The sequence below is a fragment of the Streptomyces shaanxiensis genome, from assembly GCF_039537145.1.
Taxonomy (GTDB): domain Bacteria; phylum Actinomycetota; class Actinomycetes; order Streptomycetales; family Streptomycetaceae; genus Streptomyces; species Streptomyces shaanxiensis.
Genome location: NZ_BAAAZY010000028.1, coordinates 22,469 through 38,998, shown reverse-complemented (window position 1 = coordinate 38,998; position 16,530 = coordinate 22,469). Strand labels below are relative to the sequence as shown.

Below are 16,530 nucleotides of genomic sequence, written 5' to 3'. Positions count from 1 at the left end.
GACTCGGCGTGCTCGACGGCGACGTAGTGGTGATCGGCGGCGGCTATGCCGGAGTCCGGCTGGCCAAGCGACTGGACGCGACGGCGCGGGTCACGCTGGTGGACCGCAAGGACGTCTTCTTCCACCGCATCGCCTCCCTGCGCGCCGGAGTGCGTCCGGACTGGTCGTTCACCCCGTTCATCCCGTACGACCGGCTGCTGACCAACGGCCGCGTGGTGGTCGGCAAGGCGGTCCGCATCGACACCACCGAGCGCCAGGTGGTGCTGGCGACGGGGGAGCGGCTCCCGTACGACGTGCTGGTCATCGCCACCGGCGCCGACTACCCCGAACCGGCCCGCTTCACCGGCACCACCGCCGAGGAGGCCGCGAAGTCCTTCGCCGGGCACCAGCAGCAGATCGCCGGCGCCGGGCACGTCCTGGTCGTCGGCGGCGGGCCCTCCGGCGTCGAGCTCAGCGCCGAGATCCGGCTCGCCCGGCCGGACGCCCGGGTCACGCTCGCCCACTCCGGGCCGGAACTGCTGCACTCCACGGGCAGCACACGGGCCGGGCGCAAGGCACGGTCCTGGCTGGAGTCCCACGACGTGGAGGTGCGGCTCGACGCCTTCATGTCCCCCGGATTCGACTTCGGCATGTACCGCGACGCCCAGGGCGGCATCATCGAGGCCGACCACTCCTTCTGGGCGACCGGCACCACACCCAACACCCTCTGGCTGCGGCTGGCCGGGCACGGGGACTGGCTGAACCCGGCGGGGCACGTGAAGGTCGACCAGGCGCTGCGCGTGCAGGGATGGCTGGACGTGTTCGCGGTCGGCGACGTGAACGACGCCACCGAGCTCAAGATCACCCCGGCCGCGCTCGCCCAGGCGGACCTGGCCGCCCACAACATCCGCGCCTATCTCAACAGCGCCGGCAAGCACCGCAAGGAGCCCCGCTTCTACCGGCCGATCCACCGCACCCCGATCATCGTCCCGTTCGGCCCGGCCGACGGCGTGACCCTGTTGCCCGTGCCGGGCGGCGAGACGGCGGTCCTCGGCAGCCGCACCACGACGCTGGCCAAGGCGAAGACGCTCATGACGCCGTTCATGAGACGCCAGCTCGGCTACACCGCGGCGTGAGCGCAGGGCCGGGCAGGACCTGATCCGCACGCCGTGGATGCCGGCAGTGCGGCCGTACGCCGTGAAACCCGGCAGCGTGGCCGGAACGGCTGGATCGACCGGATCAACCCGATGGACCCGGTCCGCGGTGCGCCGTTCGGAAGGGCGCGGTACGGCGGAAGCGTGCCGTATCGAAGTCGGGAGTGCCGGGTACTCGGAGGCTTCCAGCCCGCCCCGGGCTTCGGCAGGGGCCCGCGCCGGACGTCGGACGGCGAATGGAGTCGGCATGACGGAGAACCGGGAGAGTGCGACGCCCGCCCGGCACCCTGGGTTTCCGGAGCTGCGCCCGGTCGGGGAGAGCCCGCTCCAGCCGACCGCGCCGCAGTCCCGGAACGACCACGAACTGCCCCGAGATCGCAGCCAGGCGATCCTGGAGGCGGCGAAACAGGTCGGCGCGCTGCTGAAACGCAAGGGGCACCGGTTCGCCCTGGCCGGCAGTGTGGCCGTCTACGCCCACGGCGGGAGCGGTCATCTGCAGCACGACGCCGACTTCTGCGTGCGCCGCGCGGACGCCGAAGCGGTGGCGCGGACACTCGCCGAAGCCGGCCTCACGGTCCGCACTCCGCCGGAGGACTGGCTGATGAAGACCACCTGCTTCGGCCAGGACGTCGACCTCCTCTTCGAGCTGGCGCACCGCCCGGTCACCACCGACCTGCTGGCCCGGGCGCAGGACGTCCCGGTCGACTCGGTGCACATGCCCGTCCTGCCGCCGACCGAACTCATGCGGGGCCTGGTCAAGGCCTTCTCCGAGCACTACTGCGACTTCGGGCCGGCGCTCGCCGCCGCCCGAGCCCTGCGCGAGAAGGTCGACTGGGAGGACGTACGCGGCTCCTGCGGGGACGAACCGATGCCCGCCGCGTTCTTCTTCCTCCTCGAACGCCTCGACGTCATCGCCCCGCGGGAGGAGCCCCGATGAGCGAACACGCCGCCAGGACCGCTGCCGGCGCCGGCGGAGCGCAGAACCTGGACTACCGCGTGGCCCATCTCGCCGACCACCTGGCCGCCGGGGACCTCGGCGAGCTGGGTGTCCGGATCGAGATCCGCGGCGAGGCGGTCCTGCTGACCGGCACCGTGCCGTCCGTGCAGTGCCGGGACGACATCCTCGGCCTGGCCCGCGCAGAGCTGCCGGGAACCCCGGTCCACTGCGACATCGTGGCCGCGGACACCGCCGTGCCCGACCACGCCGAGGAGGTCGAATGATCCGGATAGCGGCTGTCGGGGACATCCACATGGGGCCCGAGAGCAAGGGCCTGCTCCGCCCCGCCTTCGAGACCCTGCCGGACAGCGCCGACGTCCTGCTGCTGGCCGGGGACCTCACCCGTCACGGCACCCCCGAGGAGGCCCGGGTGGTGGCGCGCGAGATCGAGGGCCTGGCGGTACCGGTGGTCGCCGTCCTCGGCAACCACGATCACCACGCCGACTGCCCCGACGAGGTCACCGCCGTCCTGCAGGACGCGGGCGTACGGGTCCTGGAAGGGCAGGCGACCGTGGTGAGCAACGGCGACGCGCGCATCGGCGTGGCCGGTACGAAGGGGTTCGGCGGCGGATTCGTGGGGCGCTGCGCCGGCGAGTTCGGCGAGCCGGTCATGAAGGAGTTCGTCCGGTACTCGCGCCGCTGCGCCGACACCCTGCGCAGCTCCCTGGAGGAGCTGGAGGGGCAGGACTGCGACGTACGGATCGCCCTCACCCACTTCTCCCCGGTACCGGACACCCTGGCCGGCGAGCCTGCCGAGATCTACCCGTTCCTCGGCAGCTACCTGCTGGCCGAGGCGATCGACGCGGCGGGCGCCGACCTGGCGGTCCACGGGCACGCGCACCTCGGCACGGAGCACGGCATGACCAGCGGTGGAGTGAAGGTGCGCAACGTCGCGCAGCCGGTCATCGGCCGGGCCTTCCACGTCTATCACCTCGCGGGGCCCGAGCGGGCGACGGCCGGCGCCCCGGGCGGCCGGGTGGGGGCCTGAACCCGCCGCCGTCGGTGTCCCGGTGTGGGCGAGGCCACGCCGCTGCCCGGCCGGCAGGCATGTCCGCGGCCGGGGGTGACGGGCTACCTTCGATGGATTCCCGTTGACCTGATGGAGCCGGCCGGTCGCCAGGAACTCGGCCGGCTCCCTCGCCCGTACTCCGGACGGCCCGCCTGTGCTCGCAGATCTCTCCCCGCTCATCGCGGCGACCACCCAGTGGCTGACGCGCTCCTACCCTGCGTGCGGCGGCGCACTGGCCGCCGCCCTGGGGGAGGCGCAGGCCCGGCAGGCCGTCACCGTCGCGGCGTGGCTGAGGTACCCGACGCCGACGGACGCCGCCCTGGTCGGTATGGCGGGGCCCGGTGGCTCGGCCGGCCTGGACTGGATCACCGGCGCGGACGCGACCGCCCACGACGACGCGGACGACGCCGCCTGGCGCACCTGGGTCGACGAGGTCGTGGCGAGCTGGGCGGCCTGCCTGCTCACCGACGACGAGCTGGCCCGCCTCGCGGTCGGCGCGATCGCCGGAGGCGGTCACACGAGCCGTGCGCCGATCGACTTCCGGCGTCTGGTGTCCCCGGACACTCACGACCGCCGAGCGGCGGCCCTGCTGCGCCACCCCGACCTTCTCGCCCCCGTGGCCGCCCTGCACCGCACGGCACTCCATGAGTGCCTCGGCCCGTGGCAGGCGCTCATCGCCTGAGCCAATCGGTGTCGGCGGCCGCGCGACCTGCCGTTGCGCGCCGGGTCAGTCCTTCTTGCCGCGTCCCGTCAGCGCGTCGCGCAGGCGGTCGACCAGGCCGGCTCCCGGGGCCAGCAGTTTGTTGGCCGGCGGCTTGTCCGGGGCGGACGGGTGTGGGCGGGTCGGTGCCAGCTTCTTCGCCTGACGCACCTTGTCGCCGAGGTCGTCGAGCGTGGCCGGGGGACAGGTGGCGCGCAGCCGGGGGAAGAGGTTCTCCTCCTCGTCGGCGATGTGCGAGCGGACCTCCGTCATCAGCATCCCGACGAGGCGGTCGAACTCGGGATCGTCGGCGTCGCATCCCTCCAGGTCCTTCATGATCCGCTCGGCCGTGGAGTGATCGGCGATCTCCTTGTCGGCGATGGCGTCCCCGCCCGCTATGTGCTTGCGCACGGCCGGATAGAGGTACGCCTCCTCGGCGACCGAGTGCCGGACCAGCTCCATCGTGGCCTGGTCGGCGTGCAGCTTGCGGTCCTTGTCACCGGACGGCAGCGCCTCGATCCGGCCGAAGAACTCCTCGACCTCGCGATGATCGGTCATCAGCTCGTCGATGACGTTCCCACCGTGACCCATGTTCCTTCACCTCCAGCGTGGAACGGCGGTCCGGGCGGATCCGCCGACGGCTCCGAGTGCCCGCGGTCGACGGGCTCACACCGCCGTCGGCGCGTGTCACGAACCGCTGCCGGGGCCGGCGGCGTCCTCGGTCGTTTCAGGTGTGTCGTCGCGCTCGCCCTCGGCCTGTGAGGGCGTCGTGTACTCCGTGTCGGGGTGGTGGGCCCAAGGGGTCTCGGCTTCCTCGCGCTCGCCCTCGGCCTGCGACGGGGTGTGGTGGCTCACGCTCATGGTGGTCGTCCCTCCTGCGTGCGGGACGGTCGGACGGCCCTCCTCGGGCAGGGGAGAGCCCGGCACCGTCGAGCGCGGACCGGGTACCCCCTCGCCGAGCGGTGAACCGGCGGTGGAACCCCCGAACCCCCGAGCACCCTCGCCGTGAACGGGCGTCCTAGGGTGCGGGGATGACCACGCAGACGTACCTCTCCGAACTCTTCTCCCTGGACGGCCGTGTCGCCCTGGTGACGGGCGGCAGCTCCGGTATCGGCCGAGCCGTCGCCGAGGCCCTCGCGCGTGCGGGGGCGAGTGTCGTGGTCGTGGCGCGCAGAGAGGCGGAGCTGGCAGCGACGGTCGGCGAGCTGGCGGCCCACGGCTGCCGGGCGGCCTGGGTGAGCGCGGACCTGGGCACACGCGACGGCGTGCGCTCGGCGGCCGAGGGAGCGGCCGAGCCGTTCGGCGAGCCCGACATCCTTGTCAACTGCGCCGGGATCAACCTGCGGCCCCCCATGGGCGAGCTCGGCGAGGACGTGTGGGACACGACCATGGCCGTGAACCTGGAGGCGCCCTTTCTGCTGGGGCAGCGGTTCGGGCCCGGCATGGCCGAGCGGGGCTTCGGGCGCATCATCCACGTCACCTCCCAGCAGGCACACCGCGCCTTCGTGCAGAGCGGTGCCTACGGCGTCTCCAAGGGGGCGCTGGAGTCGCTGGCCCGCTCGCAGGCCGAGGCGTGGTCGCCGTACGGCGTCACCTGCAACACCCTCGTGCCGGGTTTCGTCATGACGCCCCTCAACGCACGCCTGTCGGACGACCCGGAGAAGGTGGCGGCGCTCGCCGCGCGCACGATGGTCGGGCGCAACGGCCTGGCCGAGGACTTCGCCGGCGCGGCGGTGTTCCTCGCGAGCCGTGCTGCCGCCTACGTCACCGGGCAGGCGGTCTTCGTCGACGGCGGGCTCTCCGTGCACTGACCCTGGCGCCCGGTTCGCCGGTCAGCGCAGGTCGAGCCGCATCAGGATCCGGGGATGACCGGCCAGCACCGAGGTGGTGTCGGCGGCGTGGACGAACCCGGCGCGTTCGAAGTTCTTCCGGAGCCCGGCGTACGCCATCGTCAGGTCGACCTTGGCGTCGCCGTTGTCCAGCGGGTACGCCTCGATCACCGGCGCGCCCCGGTCGCGGGCGAACTCGACCGCGCCGGCGATGAGGGCGTGGGTGATCCCCTGCTTACGGTGACCGGGGCGAACCCGGACGCACCACAGCGACCAGACCGGCAGGTCGTCGACGTGCGGGATCTTGCGGTTGCGGGCGAAGGACGTGGCGGAGCGCGGCGCCACCGCGGCCCAGCCGACGGGTTCGCCACCGTCGTAGGCGAGCACTCCCGGAGGGGGATCGGCACGGCACAACTCGGCCACGTACTCACCGCGGGCCGGCCCACGGAGCTCGTTGTTGAGCTTGGACGGGATGCGGTAGCTCAGGCACCAACAGACGTTCGCTGTGGGCGACTTAGGGCCCAGCACTTTGCGGACGTCCTCGAAGACCGAGGCCGGGCGAACGTCGATGGTCATGGCTCCACCATGTCACGGCACACGCCCGGGCAACGTGTCACGCCGTGGCGTGGAACGCGCGCAGCATGTCCGCGACCTGGGTGTCGGAGACCCGGCCGAAGTCCTCGTACCACTCTCCGACCGCGTGCAGCGACGGCGGCTGGTGCAGACAGACGAGGTCGTCGCACTCGGAACGGACGGCGGCCGTGGTGCGCGGGCTGCCCACAGGGACCGCCAGGATCAGCCGGGCCGGCTCATGGCGGCGCAGGAAGCGCAGCGCCGCCATGGCGGTCAGGCCGGTGGTCAGGCCGTCGTCGACCAGGACGACCGTGCGGGCGTTGACCGACGGGGGCGGGCGGTGGCCGCGGTGAACGTACTCGACGAGGTGCAGCTCGGTGCGTTCGCGCGCGATGACGTCACCGAGCCGGTCCTCGGACAGATGCATCATGGTGAGGCTCTGCCGGTCGTACAGCGGCGGGTCGTCGGCGACGATCGCGCCGATCGCCGTCTCCGGTCGGATCGGGGTGCTGATCTCACGGGCGACGAGCACGTCCAGCGGGGCGTGCAGGGCACGGGCAACCTCCACGGCGACGGGCACGCCGCCGTTCGGCAGGGCCAGGACGAGCGGATCGACGAGATCGCCGGAGCCGGCCCGCTCGAGCAGCCGCAGGGCGAGTTCCTGTCCGGCGTGGGTGCGGTCGCGGAATGACACGGCGCTCCTCCCTCGCGCTCGGTGCAGCAGCCGGGTTCCCGGCGCGGCACACGGCGAAACGAACCGCGCCGCAATCGTGGGCGCCGACGGTGTTCTCCCTGGTGAGGAGGTTCGTACGCCGACTGCCCGGCGTCGCGTGTGGACCGCGTCCGCAGGGGTACTGCGGCGCACATGACAGGCATCGAACTCAAGAGCTCCGCGTTCGACGACCACGCGACGATCCCGCGTCGCCACGCCAAGGAGGGCGACAACGTCTCCCCGCCCCTGACCTGGTCCGGCGTGCCCGACGAGACGGTGGAGCTGGCCCTGCTGTGCGAGGATCCGGACGCGCCGTCGGGGACCTTCGTCCACTGGCTGGTCACCGGCATCGATCCGCACACGGAGGGGCTGCGCGCGGGCAGAACGACCCCGGGCAGCCACCCGCACAGGAACGGCTACGGGCAGTCGGGGTGGGGCGGTCCGCAACCACCGGTCGGCGACCGGGCGCACCGCTACTTCTTCCGCCTCTACGCCCTCCCGGGCCCCGTCTCCATCCCGGACGAGGCCACGGCGGACGAGGCACACCGGGTGCTCGACCAGCAGCAGCTGGCCAGCGGAACACTGGTCGGGCTGTACCGCCGCTGAGGGCTCCGGCGACCGTCGCGACGGACGGACGAGCGAGTCCGTCCGGCACGTCGGGCTGCGTACGGGCCCTCCAGAGCGCATGGTGGTGGCATGAACACGCGTCCCCCCGTGGTGGTGCTGCCGCCCGCGTCGGACGGCGGGCGTCAGGTGACGATCCACGGCAAGCCTGCGGGCACCGCGTACAGCCTGTTCGACGTGCTGGACCTGGTGCACCGCGCGGACCTGCCCACCGAGGACCGCGCCGTCGACGACCCCGCGCTGATCGAGTGGCGCGGCGGCGGGCCGTACGACTGGAACGAAGCCGACTCGCCCGATACGGCGGGCGGGTGAACCCGGCAGCCACCCTCTGATGTCCGAGGTTCCCGCCGGAGCGCCGCCGGCCTTCACTGAGGGCGGCAACTCCGAACGGAACCACTACATCACGGGGACACGCATGAACCGCAGGAAGAGCATCTTCGCAGCCGGCCTGGCCACCACCGTCTCGGCACTGGCCCTCACCCTCGGCGCAGTGGCCGCCCCCGCCCAGGCCGCGGCGCCCGGCGGGGCCGCGGCCATGGCGGGCACCGTCGACTGTGACGGCTGGGTGCACAACAACAACCCGGACCACGGCATCGCGGGCTGCCAGAACAACACCGACCGCACCGTCACCTTCCGCGCCGAGATCGTCTGCGGCCTGGCCCCGGACGTCTCGGGCCAGTGGGTGACGCTGGCCCCCGGCCAGTACAGCGAGTCCTCCGGCGTCTGCGCGATCTACAGCTCGGGCGTCGGCAGCGTGGGCTGGACCATCCAGTAGGGAGGGCTACCAGCCGGGCGTGCGGTCCGGGTCGGCGTTGAACACCGGGTGGTAGCTCTCCGGCGGGGCCAGGTAGCTGACCGGCAGCCCGCCGGTGTCGACGACGATCTGGTCGACGGCGATGCCCGGGTCGACCATGAACAGCCGGAGCACATGCTCGCCGGGCTCGGTCACCGTCAGGGTCGCGGTCAGCTTCTCGACACCGTCCTCCACATTGCGGGCCCAGGCGTCGCCCCGGTTGCCGGTGGCGACGGCCTGGCCCGTGAGGACGGTGGCCGGCTGGTCGTCGAGCGCGAGGGCCAGCCGCCGGTGGCCGCGCTCGTCGAGGGACGGCAGCCGGAAGACGGTGACCGGGAAGCGGCCGGCCCCGCCGAAGCGCACCCGGTACCTCAACTCCGGTGCCCTGGCGGCGAAGTCGGCGGTCACCGGGGCCGCCGTCGACGGCACCGCCTCCATGGCGCCGGTCCGGCGGCCCAGCCCGCGCACCACACGCCAGCGGGCCCCGCCGCGCGCCACCCGGTGGTCGGCGTGCACGGCGTCGATCGAGACGTACCCGTGGGCCTCCACGAACCCACGGGCCCGTCGCCGCCCCCGCTCACCGTCGTTGACCACCCGCAACGGCACCTCGATCCGCTGCCCGGCCCCGCTGACGGCGACCGTCGCGTCGTACGCGCCCTCGGGCAGCCGCGCCCAGTCGATCTCCACCCACACCCGGGTCTGCTCGATCACGGAACCGCCCGCCGTGCTCAGCAGCACCCACGGACGGCTCGCCTCGGCGGACCAGTCGACCGGCAGGAAACCGGTGTTGAAGACGTCGAGGAAGCGTCTGTCCCGGGTGTAGGACGAGAAGGACAGCGGGCGGTCCGTCCCGGTCTCGTTGCCCTCGGCGGCCACACCCAGCCCCGAGGTCTCCTGCCGGGCGATCCTGGTGACGGCCGGGCGGCCCGGGGCCTTGGGGATCTGCGACGGGTACGGGTTGACGATCCCGTCCCATTTCCCGCCCGCCACCTCGGTGTTGTACCGCCTGGTGAGCGCCGCCTCCTCGGCATGGGCCGCCTCGACCAGGTCCGCGAACCGGTTGGTGCCGGCCCCGCGGCCCTGCCGGACCGCGAGCGCGTTGCGATCCGCCCAGTAGTACTTCAGGTTCATCAAGTACGCCCCGTGCGCCGGGTACTCCACCAGTTCGAAGTAGGCGTCCCGGTACGCCTCGGGCAGCTTCGCCCCGGTCGCCCGGACCCGCTCCAGCAACCGCTCGTAAGCGGCCATGCGGCGGCCCGCCTCGTCGCCGTGGTGGATGACGGAGAAGACCCCGCGGTCGATGAACTCCGGGCGGCGCTCGGCCGCGAGCCGGTAGTACTCGCTGCGGACGGCGGCGATCTCCCGGCCGTACCGTCGGCCGAACTGCCGTCCGGCCCACTCGGCCAGGAAGCCCTCGACGTCGTCGGCGTCCCACCGGTCCACGTCCCAGGCCATGTCCATGCTGAAGGACAGCCCGGTCTCGATCGACTTGACGTCGCCCACGTTGAAGATCCACATGCGGTCCACGCCGTGCTCGTACACCCGCCGCAACTCCTGCCACACCTTGGCCAGTTGGGTGGTGTCCAGCCACAGATAGCTCTTCGGGCGGCCCCAGTAGGAGAGGTGGTAGTAGATCCCGTTCCCGCCCGCGCGCCGCCGCTCGGCGTCGTTCGGGAGCTGGCGCATGTTGCCGTGGTTGTCGTCCGGCCAGATCAGCGTGACGTCGTCGGGGACCTGGACGCCCGCGTTGTACAGCTCCAGGACCTCCTTGTACGGGATGAAGATCTGCGGCTCGGCCGCCGTACCGACCTCCTCGGCCAGGATGCGGCGCTGGTCGGCGATGATGTCGTTCATCACCGCGACCTTCTCCGGGACGGTGGTGGCGTACTTGGTCTCCAGCGCGCTGTCGTGCAGCCCGCGCATCCCGATCGTCCAGCTGCTCTCGTACGACGCGTTCTGTGTCGCCCGGGCTCTCCAGTAGTCGGAGATGACGGCCGGGTTCACCGTGTAGTCGTACACCGGCAGGGCACCGTCCGCGCCCCGGTGCTCCTGCGCCCACGGCTCCCACTCGTGGACGCCGTTGCGCAGCAGGGCCTCGGGGTGGCTGGAGCCGACGACGATGCCGTAGCGGTCGGCCAGTTCGGGGTTCTCGCGGTGCTTGTTGAAGAAATCGGAGTACGGATGCATCGCCGGCCACAGGTAGTTGGCCTTGAGACGGAGAAGCAGTTCGAAGACGCGCTTGTACGTCTCCGGGCCGATGTTCTTGTCCGGCTCCTGGGTGCGGTGCGACCAAGTGGTCAGGTTCTGCTCGTCGTTGATGAAGACGCCCCGGTAACGCACCGAAGGCTCGTACCGCTTGAGCGGGCCGGCCGGCACCGACACCGTGTCGCGGTGGGGCACGGGCACATCGGCCCACCAGTACCAGGGGGAGACACCGATGCGCTCCGAGGTGTCGTAGATGCCGTAGACCGAGCCGCGCCGGTCACTGCCCGCGATCACCAGGGCGCGCTCCACCCCGGGCAACGGACGCTCCACGACCTGCGTCACCGACGCCTCCCAGCGCCCCTTCACCCGCGAGACGTCCAGGCGCCCCTGTGCCACGAGCCGGTCGACGACCGGGCTGGCACCGAGGGTGCCGACCAGGACCAGGCCTGCGGCAGCCGTCTCCGGGAGGGTGTGGCGCAGCGCCGGCCGGACTCCGCTGACCCGTTCGACGTCCGCCTGCAGATCGCCGGCCGCGCGGATCACGGCGGGGTCGTCCGCCGCGTCGACGTACAGCTCGACGGCGGTGCCGCCGCGCACCAGCGGGAAGTCGGACGGGTCCGACGCGGCTTGGGCAGCGGCCGTGGGGAGGACGGCGGGCAGCAGTGGGGCCACTCCGGCGGCGGCCATTCCCCGGAGGAACGCCTTGCGGGTCCACGGCTGCGGCGGGCGGGGCGATGCGTCGTGCGGCACGAGACGGTTCCTTCCGCGTGCGAGCGGGTGCGGGGGCGTGGAGGGTCTGTTGGCACGGCTCTGTTGGCATGACCAGGCTAGAAAGCGCTTGCTGTCGGGAACCCTAGGCCAGGTCTCTCCGAGGGGTCCAGACCCGTGCGGAGGGAAAGGGCGGGCGAGCCCCGTGGTGTGTCCGATTCCGGTGGGTGGGGTACGCGGCGACGGACGGAAGGGGACGGAAAGGGAAAGTAGAGAAGAGGAAGGGGAAGGAAGGAGAAGGAAGGGGAAGTCCATGCAGTTCCGTGACCGCGAGGAGGCCGGGCGGGAGCTGGCGGAGCAGCTGCGCATCCGGCACGACAAGGGCGTCCTTCCGCACCCCGTCGTCCTCGCACTGCCCCGGGGCGGCGTCGCGGTCGCCCGGGAGATCGCCCAGGTGCTCGAGGCCCCGCTGGACGTGCTCGTCGTCCGCAAGATCGGCGCTCCGTTCCACGAGGAGTTCGGCGTCGGCGCGCTCGCGGGCGACGACCCTCCGCTCTTCGACGAGGCGTCGCTGTACCGGCTGGGGCTGAGCGAGGCGGATCTGGCGCCGGTGGTGGAGCGGGAACGCAAGGAGCTGCGGCGGCGCGAGGAACGGTACCGGCAGGGCCGGCCGGCTCCGGAGCTGCGCGGCCGTACCGCCGTCGTGGTCGACGACGGGGTCGCGACCGGCTCGACCGCCCGCGTCGCCGTGCGCGCCGTACGCAACCGGAACCCCGGGCACCTGGTGCTGGCCGTCCCGGTCTGTGCGCCGGACGCGGCCGAGGAACTGCGCCGCGAGGTCGACGAGTTCGTCTGCCTGTACGAGCCGAGGCTGTTCAGCGCGGTCGGTGAGTGGTACGAGGACTTCGGTCAGCTGACCGACGCCGATGTGCTGGAGGCGCTGCGCGGCGCGTGAGGGCTCATGGAGCGGCTCGGCGGCTGAGACTCACCGAGCGGCTCGGGCGGCGCCCTTCGCCAGGGTGAGCGCGCCGTCCGTGTTCAGGGAGAGGTGGGCGCCGTAGCTGATGCGGTCGAGGGTGGTCCGCAGCCAGGCGCTGTCCTCGGGCGGCGCCGGTTCCAGGCGCATCCGGCGGGCGAGCAGGGGTGACATGCGCAGGTCGGTGAGGGCGCCCGTGTCCGCCGCCACCGTCACGAAATAGGCGATGCGCAGGTCGTCGCGGTACTCCTCGTAGCCCGGTATGCCCTCGTAGTCGTCGATGAAGTCGCCGCAGCCGTGCAAGATCAGCCGGTTCCGGTAGAGCTCGACGGGGCGGGGGTGGTGCGAGGAGTGGCCGTGGACGACGTCGGCTCCGCCGTCCACCAGGGCGTGCGCGAAGCGGCGTTGGTCGCGCGGGACGAGGTAGCCCCAGTTGGAACCCCAGTGCACGGACACGACCACGATGTCACCGGCCCGCTTCACCGAGCGGATGTGCCGCACCGCGGCGGCCGCCGTCGCGGGCGAGAGCTCGGGCACATGGGCGACGCCGGGTCGGTCGGCCGTCGCCGCCCAGCCGGGCGGGATGCCGCTGGTGGCGACGCCGAGGGCGAAGACGAGCACGCGGCCGCCGTGGGGGAGCGGCAGCGCGACGGGCGCGTACGCCTCCTCGGCGGTCCGCCCCGCGCCCGCCGTCCGCAGACCGGCGCCGTGCAGCACGGCGAGGGTCTCCTCCAGACCCGGTCGGCCGAAGTCCTGCACATGGTTGTTGGCCAGGACGCAGACGTCGGGCCGGGCCACCATGAGGGCGGGCAGGTTGGCCGGATGCATGCGGTAGTGGACCGCCTTGCCGGGCTCGAACGCGTCGCTGCGCGTCACCGACGTCTCCAGATTGACGATCCGGACGTCCGGCGCGCACGCCTCCAGCAGCGCCAGCGCCTCGCCCCACGGATAGGCCGCGTCGACCGGCACCGGGATCGGCCCGCTCACCGCCTCCGCCATGCTCACGTACGCCCGCGCGTCCGTGACGTACCCCTCCCGCAGCCCGGGGTCGCCGGGCCGGGCCAGGATCTGGTCGACGCCACGTCCGAGCATCACGTCGCCGCAGACGAACAGCGTCACCGTGCCGCCGCTCATGTCTCAACGGTACGAGGTCGCGGGGCGGGTGGCTTTGGGCGGACGGTTCGGCGGCGGGCGGGTGTGGGACGGGTTCTGGTGAAGCGTTGCGGGATGGCCTGCGGGGGTCTGCCGGGGGATGGCCTCCGCTGAGGCGCTACGGGGGGCTCCTGGTGGGAATGGGCCCTAGTGAACCGCCCTGGGATGGGTTCTGGTGAAGCGTGCGGGACAGGTCCTGGCGATCCGCCGCGCGATTGCGTCTCCGGCGACCCGCCGTGGGATCGCTTCCGGTGAGGCGCTGCGGGGTGGGTACTGGTGAACCGCCGGGGGGGGGGATCCCGGCGATCCGCGTCAGGACGGCCCCCGGTGGAGCGTCACGGGACGGCCTCCGGCGATCCACTGCGGGACGCCCCCGGCCGCCCCGCCGCGCCCCCCGCGATACGGACGCGCCCGCGCGGGTACCCCGCACCTGCGTGCCGGGCGTGCCGGGCGTGCCGGGCGTGCCGGGCGTGCCGGGCGTGCCGGGCGTGCGGGGCCGTCGGCCGAGGTGCGGGAGGCTGTCATGGAACTGGTGGAGGAGGCTCCTCACCGCTTCCGCATGGACCCGCACGGTCCGATGCGGGTGCCCGGCGTGGTGTTCGCGTCCCGGGCGTTGCTGAGGGACGCCGATCAGGCGCTGGAGCAGGTGGCCAACGTGGCCACACTGCCCGGCATCGTCGGCGCCTCGTACGCCATGCCGGACATCCACTGGGGCTACGGCTTCCCCATCGGCGGCGTCGCCGCGACCGACGTGGCCGACGGCGGGGTCGTCTCCCCGGGCGGGGTCGGCTTCGACATCTCCTGCGGCGTACGGCTGCTGGCGGCCGACACCGACGGCCAGGCTCTGGCGTCCGAACTGACCGCGGTGATGGACGGCCTGGACCGGGCGATCCCGCGCGGCGCCGGGCCCGGCGGGGTGTGGCACCTGACCGGCCCCGGCCAGCTGGAGCGGATCCTGCGGGGCGGCTCCCGGTACGCGGTGGAGGAGGGGCACGGCGAGTCGCGCGACCTGGCGCGCTGCGAGGACGGCGGGGCGGTCGCCGACGCCGACGTGGACCAGGTGAGCGCGCGGGCACGGGAGCGCGGCCTGGGCCAGGTCGGCAGCCTCGGGTCCGCCAACCACTTCCTGGAGGTGCAGCGCGTCGACGAGGTGTACGACGCGACGGCGGCCGCCGCGTTCGGGCTTGCCGTCGGCCAGGTGTGCGTGATGATCCACTGCGGTTCGCGCGGCCTCGGCCACCAGATCTGCACCGATCATGTCCGGCTGATGGACCGCGCGATGTCCCGCCACGGCATCGAGGTCCCCGACCGCCAACTCGCCTGCACACCGGTCGAGTCGCCGGAGGGGCGGCGGTACCTCGGCGCGATGGCGGCCGCGGCCAACTATGGCCGCGCCAACCGCCAGTTGCTGTCCGACGCGGCCCGCCGGGTCTTCCGTCGCACCGCGCGCACCAGGCTGTCGCTGGTGTACGACGTCTCCCACAACCTCGCCAAGATCGAGGCCCACCCGGTGGACGGAGCCCGCCGCACCCTGTGCGTCCACCGCAAGGGCGCGACCCGAGCCTTCCCTCCCGGCCACCCGGACCTGCCGGACGACCTGCGCGCGGTCGGCCAGCCGGTGCTGATCCCCGGGACCATGGGAACCGCCTCGTACGTCCTGGTGGGTGTGGCCGGCGGAGACGGCTTCGCCTCCACCTGCCACGGTGCCGGCCGGGTCCTCAGCCGCCATCGGGCCGCCCGCGCGGTGGGCGGCCGGGAACTGCGGGCCCGGCTGGAGTCGGCGGGCATCGCGGTGCGCCCACGGTCGCTGCGGGGCCTCGCGGAGGAGACGCCCGAGGCGTACAAGGACGTCGACGAGGTGGTGGCCGTGAGCGAGAGCGCGGGACTGTGCCGGACGGTGGCCCGGCTGGTGCCTTTGGGGGTGGTCAAGGGCTGAGGGCGCGAGGGAAGCCGTATGCGGTTCCGCTGCGGCTCTGCCGCCGTACCCCTCACACGTCCACGGTCACCTCGCACGACCACCCGTACGGACCCGGCCCGATGTGCAGCCCGTGCCACGAGACGCCCTTCGGCGTGGCGCCGGTGACCTCCACGTCCGCCAGGTCGGCGAGCGCGAGCCGTACGTCGAGGTCGCCGTCCGTGGTGTCGGCCTCCAGGTCGACGGGGACCTGACCGTCCACGTCGAGGCGGAAGACCACCTCGTCGAGGAGCGCGGTCAGCAGGTCCTCGTCGCTCTCCTCAGCGAAACGCACCCGCTCCACCGACGTGGGCCGTACCGCCGTGAGGTCCGCGAAGCACTCCACCATCCCGAGCGCGGCCTCCACCAGACAGCGCTCCCGGCTCACGCCCCACGCCTCGATCCGCACGTCGGCCGTGTGCGGCACCGCCCGATGGCCGCTGCCGCCGCTCCGCCGTGTCTCGATGTCGTCGTCCGTGTCACCGACCATCGACACCACCTGATCCGCCGAGTCGTCCCCGAGGAGGGCGTTACACGGATAGGGGTACCCGAGTCGGGGCACGGCGTACCGCCAGGACCGAAGGAGCCGACATGCCGGACATGGAGCAGGGCGAGGCACGCGGGCGGTTCGCCGCGGCGCCCGTCGCGCGACTGGCCACGGTCGACCCCGAGGGTCGTCCCCATCTGGTGCCGGTCCTGTTCGCGGTGCGCGGCGACGAGATCGTCACGGCCGTGGACGGCAAACCGAAGCGGTCCCGGCGGCTCAGGCGGCTGCACAACATCGCCGTCAGCCCGGCCGTCTGCCTGCTGGCGGACGAGTACGACGACGACTGGGACCGCCTGTGGTGGGTGAGGGCGGACGGCGGTGCCCGGATCCTGCCGCCCGGCACGTCGGAGACGTCAGACGCGTCAGACAGGGCCGACGCATCCGACGCATCCGACGCATCCGACGCGTACGCCGCCGCGATCGAGCTGCTGCGGCAGAAATACCCCCGGTACCGGCTGCAGCCGCCGGACGGACCGGTGATCGTGATCACCGTCCTGCACTGGAGCGGGTGGCAGGCCGTCGCGTGAATCCATCCGTGCAGAGTGAATCCATCCGTGCAGACCCATTGACCCTTGACCGTCCACGACCATAATCTCCGTCCTCATATGTAGACGGCGT

General features: G+C 72.7%; 19 protein-coding genes. 12 read left to right on the top strand and 7 right to left on the bottom strand.

The features are described from left to right. Positions 1 to 8 precede the first annotated feature (8 nt). From ABD932_RS38365 to ABD932_RS38345, 5 genes are all read left to right on the top strand, one after another. Positions 9 to 1,115, top strand: a complete 1,107-nt coding sequence (locus tag ABD932_RS38365; RefSeq protein WP_345020367.1) for an NAD(P)/FAD-dependent oxidoreductase — start codon at positions 9 to 11, stop codon at positions 1,113 to 1,115. A gap of 265 nt (positions 1,116 to 1,380) precedes the next feature. Next, positions 1,381 to 2,070, top strand: a complete 690-nt coding sequence (locus tag ABD932_RS38360; protein WP_345020365.1) for a hypothetical protein — start codon at positions 1,381 to 1,383, stop codon at positions 2,068 to 2,070. Next, positions 2,067 to 2,354 (top strand): BON domain-containing protein, encoded by a 288-nt coding sequence (locus ABD932_RS38355; RefSeq protein ID WP_126388740.1) that lies wholly within the window; start codon positions 2,067 to 2,069, stop codon positions 2,352 to 2,354. Before ABD932_RS38360 ends, ABD932_RS38355 begins: the two co-directional genes overlap by 4 nt. Next, on the top strand, positions 2,351 to 3,118 hold the full coding sequence (locus ABD932_RS38350; protein WP_345020361.1) for a metallophosphoesterase family protein: 768 nt from the start codon (positions 2,351 to 2,353) through the stop codon (positions 3,116 to 3,118). The genes ABD932_RS38355 and ABD932_RS38350 overlap by 4 nt, the downstream gene beginning before the upstream one ends. A gap of 175 nt (positions 3,119 to 3,293) precedes the next feature. After that, on the top strand, positions 3,294 to 3,821 hold the full coding sequence (locus tag ABD932_RS38345) for a hypothetical protein (RefSeq protein ID WP_345020360.1): 528 nt from the start codon (positions 3,294 to 3,296) through the stop codon (positions 3,819 to 3,821). Between the two features lie 45 nt (positions 3,822 to 3,866). On the opposite strand, the gene ABD932_RS38340 is transcribed toward ABD932_RS38345, so the two are convergent. After that, entirely contained in the window at positions 3,867 to 4,430 is a 564-nt protein-coding gene (locus tag ABD932_RS38340) for a hemerythrin domain-containing protein (protein ID WP_345020359.1), read from the bottom strand. A gap of 96 nt (positions 4,431 to 4,526) precedes the next feature. Then, entirely contained in the window at positions 4,527 to 4,700 is a 174-nt protein-coding gene (locus ABD932_RS38335) for a hypothetical protein (protein ID WP_345020358.1), read from the bottom strand. 170 nt (positions 4,701 to 4,870) lie between these two features. Here ABD932_RS38335 and ABD932_RS38330 point away from each other — a divergent pair, with 170 nt between their 5' ends. After that, positions 4,871 to 5,650, top strand: a complete 780-nt coding sequence (locus ABD932_RS38330; RefSeq protein ID WP_345020357.1) for an SDR family NAD(P)-dependent oxidoreductase — start codon at positions 4,871 to 4,873, stop codon at positions 5,648 to 5,650. 21 nt (positions 5,651 to 5,671) lie between these two features. Here ABD932_RS38330 and ABD932_RS38325 read toward each other — a convergent pair whose 3' ends face one another. Together ABD932_RS38325 and ABD932_RS38320 are read right to left on the bottom strand one after the other, a co-directional pair. Continuing rightward, the gene (locus ABD932_RS38325; protein ID WP_345020356.1) at positions 5,672 to 6,244 is read right to left on the bottom strand and encodes a GNAT family N-acetyltransferase; all 573 of its coding nucleotides are present in this window, start codon (positions 6,242 to 6,244) and stop codon (positions 5,672 to 5,674) included. 37 nt (positions 6,245 to 6,281) lie between these two features. Beyond that, positions 6,282 to 6,935: a phosphoribosyltransferase gene (locus ABD932_RS38320; protein ID WP_345020354.1), complete on the bottom strand. Its 654-nt coding sequence runs from the start codon at positions 6,933 to 6,935 to the stop codon at positions 6,282 to 6,284. Between the two features lie 171 nt (positions 6,936 to 7,106). Between ABD932_RS38320 and ABD932_RS38315 the strand changes: the two genes are divergently transcribed. From ABD932_RS38315 to ABD932_RS38305, 3 genes are all read left to right on the top strand, one after another. Continuing rightward, a complete protein-coding gene (locus ABD932_RS38315; RefSeq protein WP_345020353.1) occupies positions 7,107 to 7,559 on the top strand; it encodes a YbhB/YbcL family Raf kinase inhibitor-like protein in 453 nt (150 codons plus the stop codon). 90 nt (positions 7,560 to 7,649) lie between these two features. After that, positions 7,650 to 7,889: a hypothetical protein gene (locus ABD932_RS38310; protein ID WP_345020351.1), complete on the top strand. Its 240-nt coding sequence runs from the start codon at positions 7,650 to 7,652 to the stop codon at positions 7,887 to 7,889. Between the two features lie 19 nt (positions 7,890 to 7,908). Continuing rightward, positions 7,909 to 8,352, top strand: a complete 444-nt coding sequence (locus ABD932_RS38305; protein WP_345020349.1) for a hypothetical protein — start codon at positions 7,909 to 7,911, stop codon at positions 8,350 to 8,352. Between the two features lie 6 nt (positions 8,353 to 8,358). Here the strand turns inward: ABD932_RS38305 and ABD932_RS38300 are convergent, their stop codons facing one another. After that, a complete protein-coding gene (locus ABD932_RS38300) occupies positions 8,359 to 11,262 on the bottom strand; it encodes a glycosyl hydrolase 115 family protein (RefSeq protein ID WP_345020946.1) in 2,904 nt (967 codons plus the stop codon). Between the two features lie 334 nt (positions 11,263 to 11,596). Here ABD932_RS38300 and ABD932_RS38295 point away from each other — a divergent pair, with 334 nt between their 5' ends. Further along, positions 11,597 to 12,238 carry a phosphoribosyltransferase gene (locus ABD932_RS38295; RefSeq protein WP_345020347.1) on the top strand — a complete coding sequence of 214 codons (642 nt, stop codon included), beginning with the start codon at positions 11,597 to 11,599 and terminating at the stop codon, positions 12,236 to 12,238. Between the two features lie 30 nt (positions 12,239 to 12,268). Here the strand turns inward: ABD932_RS38295 and ABD932_RS38290 are convergent, their stop codons facing one another. Next, complete coding sequence (locus ABD932_RS38290) at positions 12,269 to 13,393, bottom strand: CapA family protein (protein ID WP_345020345.1); 1,125 nt, start codon at positions 13,391 to 13,393, stop codon at positions 12,269 to 12,271. A gap of 541 nt (positions 13,394 to 13,934) precedes the next feature. Between ABD932_RS38290 and ABD932_RS38285 the strand changes: the two genes are divergently transcribed. Then, positions 13,935 to 15,347 carry an RtcB family protein gene (locus tag ABD932_RS38285; protein WP_345020343.1) on the top strand — a complete coding sequence of 471 codons (1,413 nt, stop codon included), beginning with the start codon at positions 13,935 to 13,937 and terminating at the stop codon, positions 15,345 to 15,347. Positions 15,348 to 15,399: 52 nt separating this feature from the next. On the opposite strand, the gene ABD932_RS38280 is transcribed toward ABD932_RS38285, so the two are convergent. Continuing rightward, positions 15,400 to 15,855, bottom strand: a complete 456-nt coding sequence (locus tag ABD932_RS38280) for an archease (protein ID WP_345020341.1) — start codon at positions 15,853 to 15,855, stop codon at positions 15,400 to 15,402. A gap of 101 nt (positions 15,856 to 15,956) precedes the next feature. Here ABD932_RS38280 and ABD932_RS38275 point away from each other — a divergent pair, with 101 nt between their 5' ends. Then, positions 15,957 to 16,439, top strand: a complete 483-nt coding sequence (locus ABD932_RS38275) for a TIGR03668 family PPOX class F420-dependent oxidoreductase (RefSeq protein WP_345020340.1) — start codon at positions 15,957 to 15,959, stop codon at positions 16,437 to 16,439. The last annotated feature ends 91 nt before the right edge of the window (positions 16,440 to 16,530 follow it).

Excerpts from the sequence above, each read along its gene's own strand:
- ABD932_RS38360 (WP_345020365.1), top strand. The coding sequence starts at position 1,381 with ATGACGGAGAACCGGGAGAGTGCGACGCCCGCCCGGCACCCTGGGTTT.
- ABD932_RS38355 (WP_126388740.1), top strand. The coding sequence starts at position 2,067 with ATGAGCGAACACGCCGCCAGGACCGCTGCCGGCGCCGGCGGAGCGCAG.
- ABD932_RS38350 (WP_345020361.1), top strand. The coding sequence starts at position 2,351 with ATGATCCGGATAGCGGCTGTCGGGGACATCCACATGGGGCCCGAGAGC.
- ABD932_RS38340 (WP_345020359.1), bottom strand. The coding sequence starts at position 4,430 with ATGGGTCACGGTGGGAACGTCATCGACGAGCTGATGACCGATCATCGC.
- ABD932_RS38335 (WP_345020358.1), bottom strand. The coding sequence starts at position 4,700 with ATGAGCGTGAGCCACCACACCCCGTCGCAGGCCGAGGGCGAGCGCGAG.
- ABD932_RS38330 (WP_345020357.1), top strand. The coding sequence starts at position 4,871 with ATGACCACGCAGACGTACCTCTCCGAACTCTTCTCCCTGGACGGCCGT.
- ABD932_RS38325 (WP_345020356.1), bottom strand. The coding sequence starts at position 6,244 with ATGACCATCGACGTTCGCCCGGCCTCGGTCTTCGAGGACGTCCGCAAA.
- ABD932_RS38315 (WP_345020353.1), top strand. The coding sequence starts at position 7,107 with ATGACAGGCATCGAACTCAAGAGCTCCGCGTTCGACGACCACGCGACG.
- ABD932_RS38310 (WP_345020351.1), top strand. The coding sequence starts at position 7,650 with ATGAACACGCGTCCCCCCGTGGTGGTGCTGCCGCCCGCGTCGGACGGC.
- ABD932_RS38305 (WP_345020349.1), top strand. The coding sequence starts at position 7,909 with ATGTCCGAGGTTCCCGCCGGAGCGCCGCCGGCCTTCACTGAGGGCGGC.
- ABD932_RS38300 (WP_345020946.1), bottom strand. The coding sequence starts at position 11,262 with ATGGCCGCCGCCGGAGTGGCCCCACTGCTGCCCGCCGTCCTCCCCACG.
- ABD932_RS38295 (WP_345020347.1), top strand. The coding sequence starts at position 11,597 with ATGCAGTTCCGTGACCGCGAGGAGGCCGGGCGGGAGCTGGCGGAGCAG.
- ABD932_RS38290 (WP_345020345.1), bottom strand. The coding sequence starts at position 13,393 with ATGAGCGGCGGCACGGTGACGCTGTTCGTCTGCGGCGACGTGATGCTC.
- ABD932_RS38285 (WP_345020343.1), top strand. The coding sequence starts at position 13,935 with ATGGAACTGGTGGAGGAGGCTCCTCACCGCTTCCGCATGGACCCGCAC.
- ABD932_RS38280 (WP_345020341.1), bottom strand. The coding sequence starts at position 15,855 with ATGGTCGGTGACACGGACGACGACATCGAGACACGGCGGAGCGGCGGC.
- ABD932_RS38275 (WP_345020340.1), top strand. The coding sequence starts at position 15,957 with ATGCCGGACATGGAGCAGGGCGAGGCACGCGGGCGGTTCGCCGCGGCG.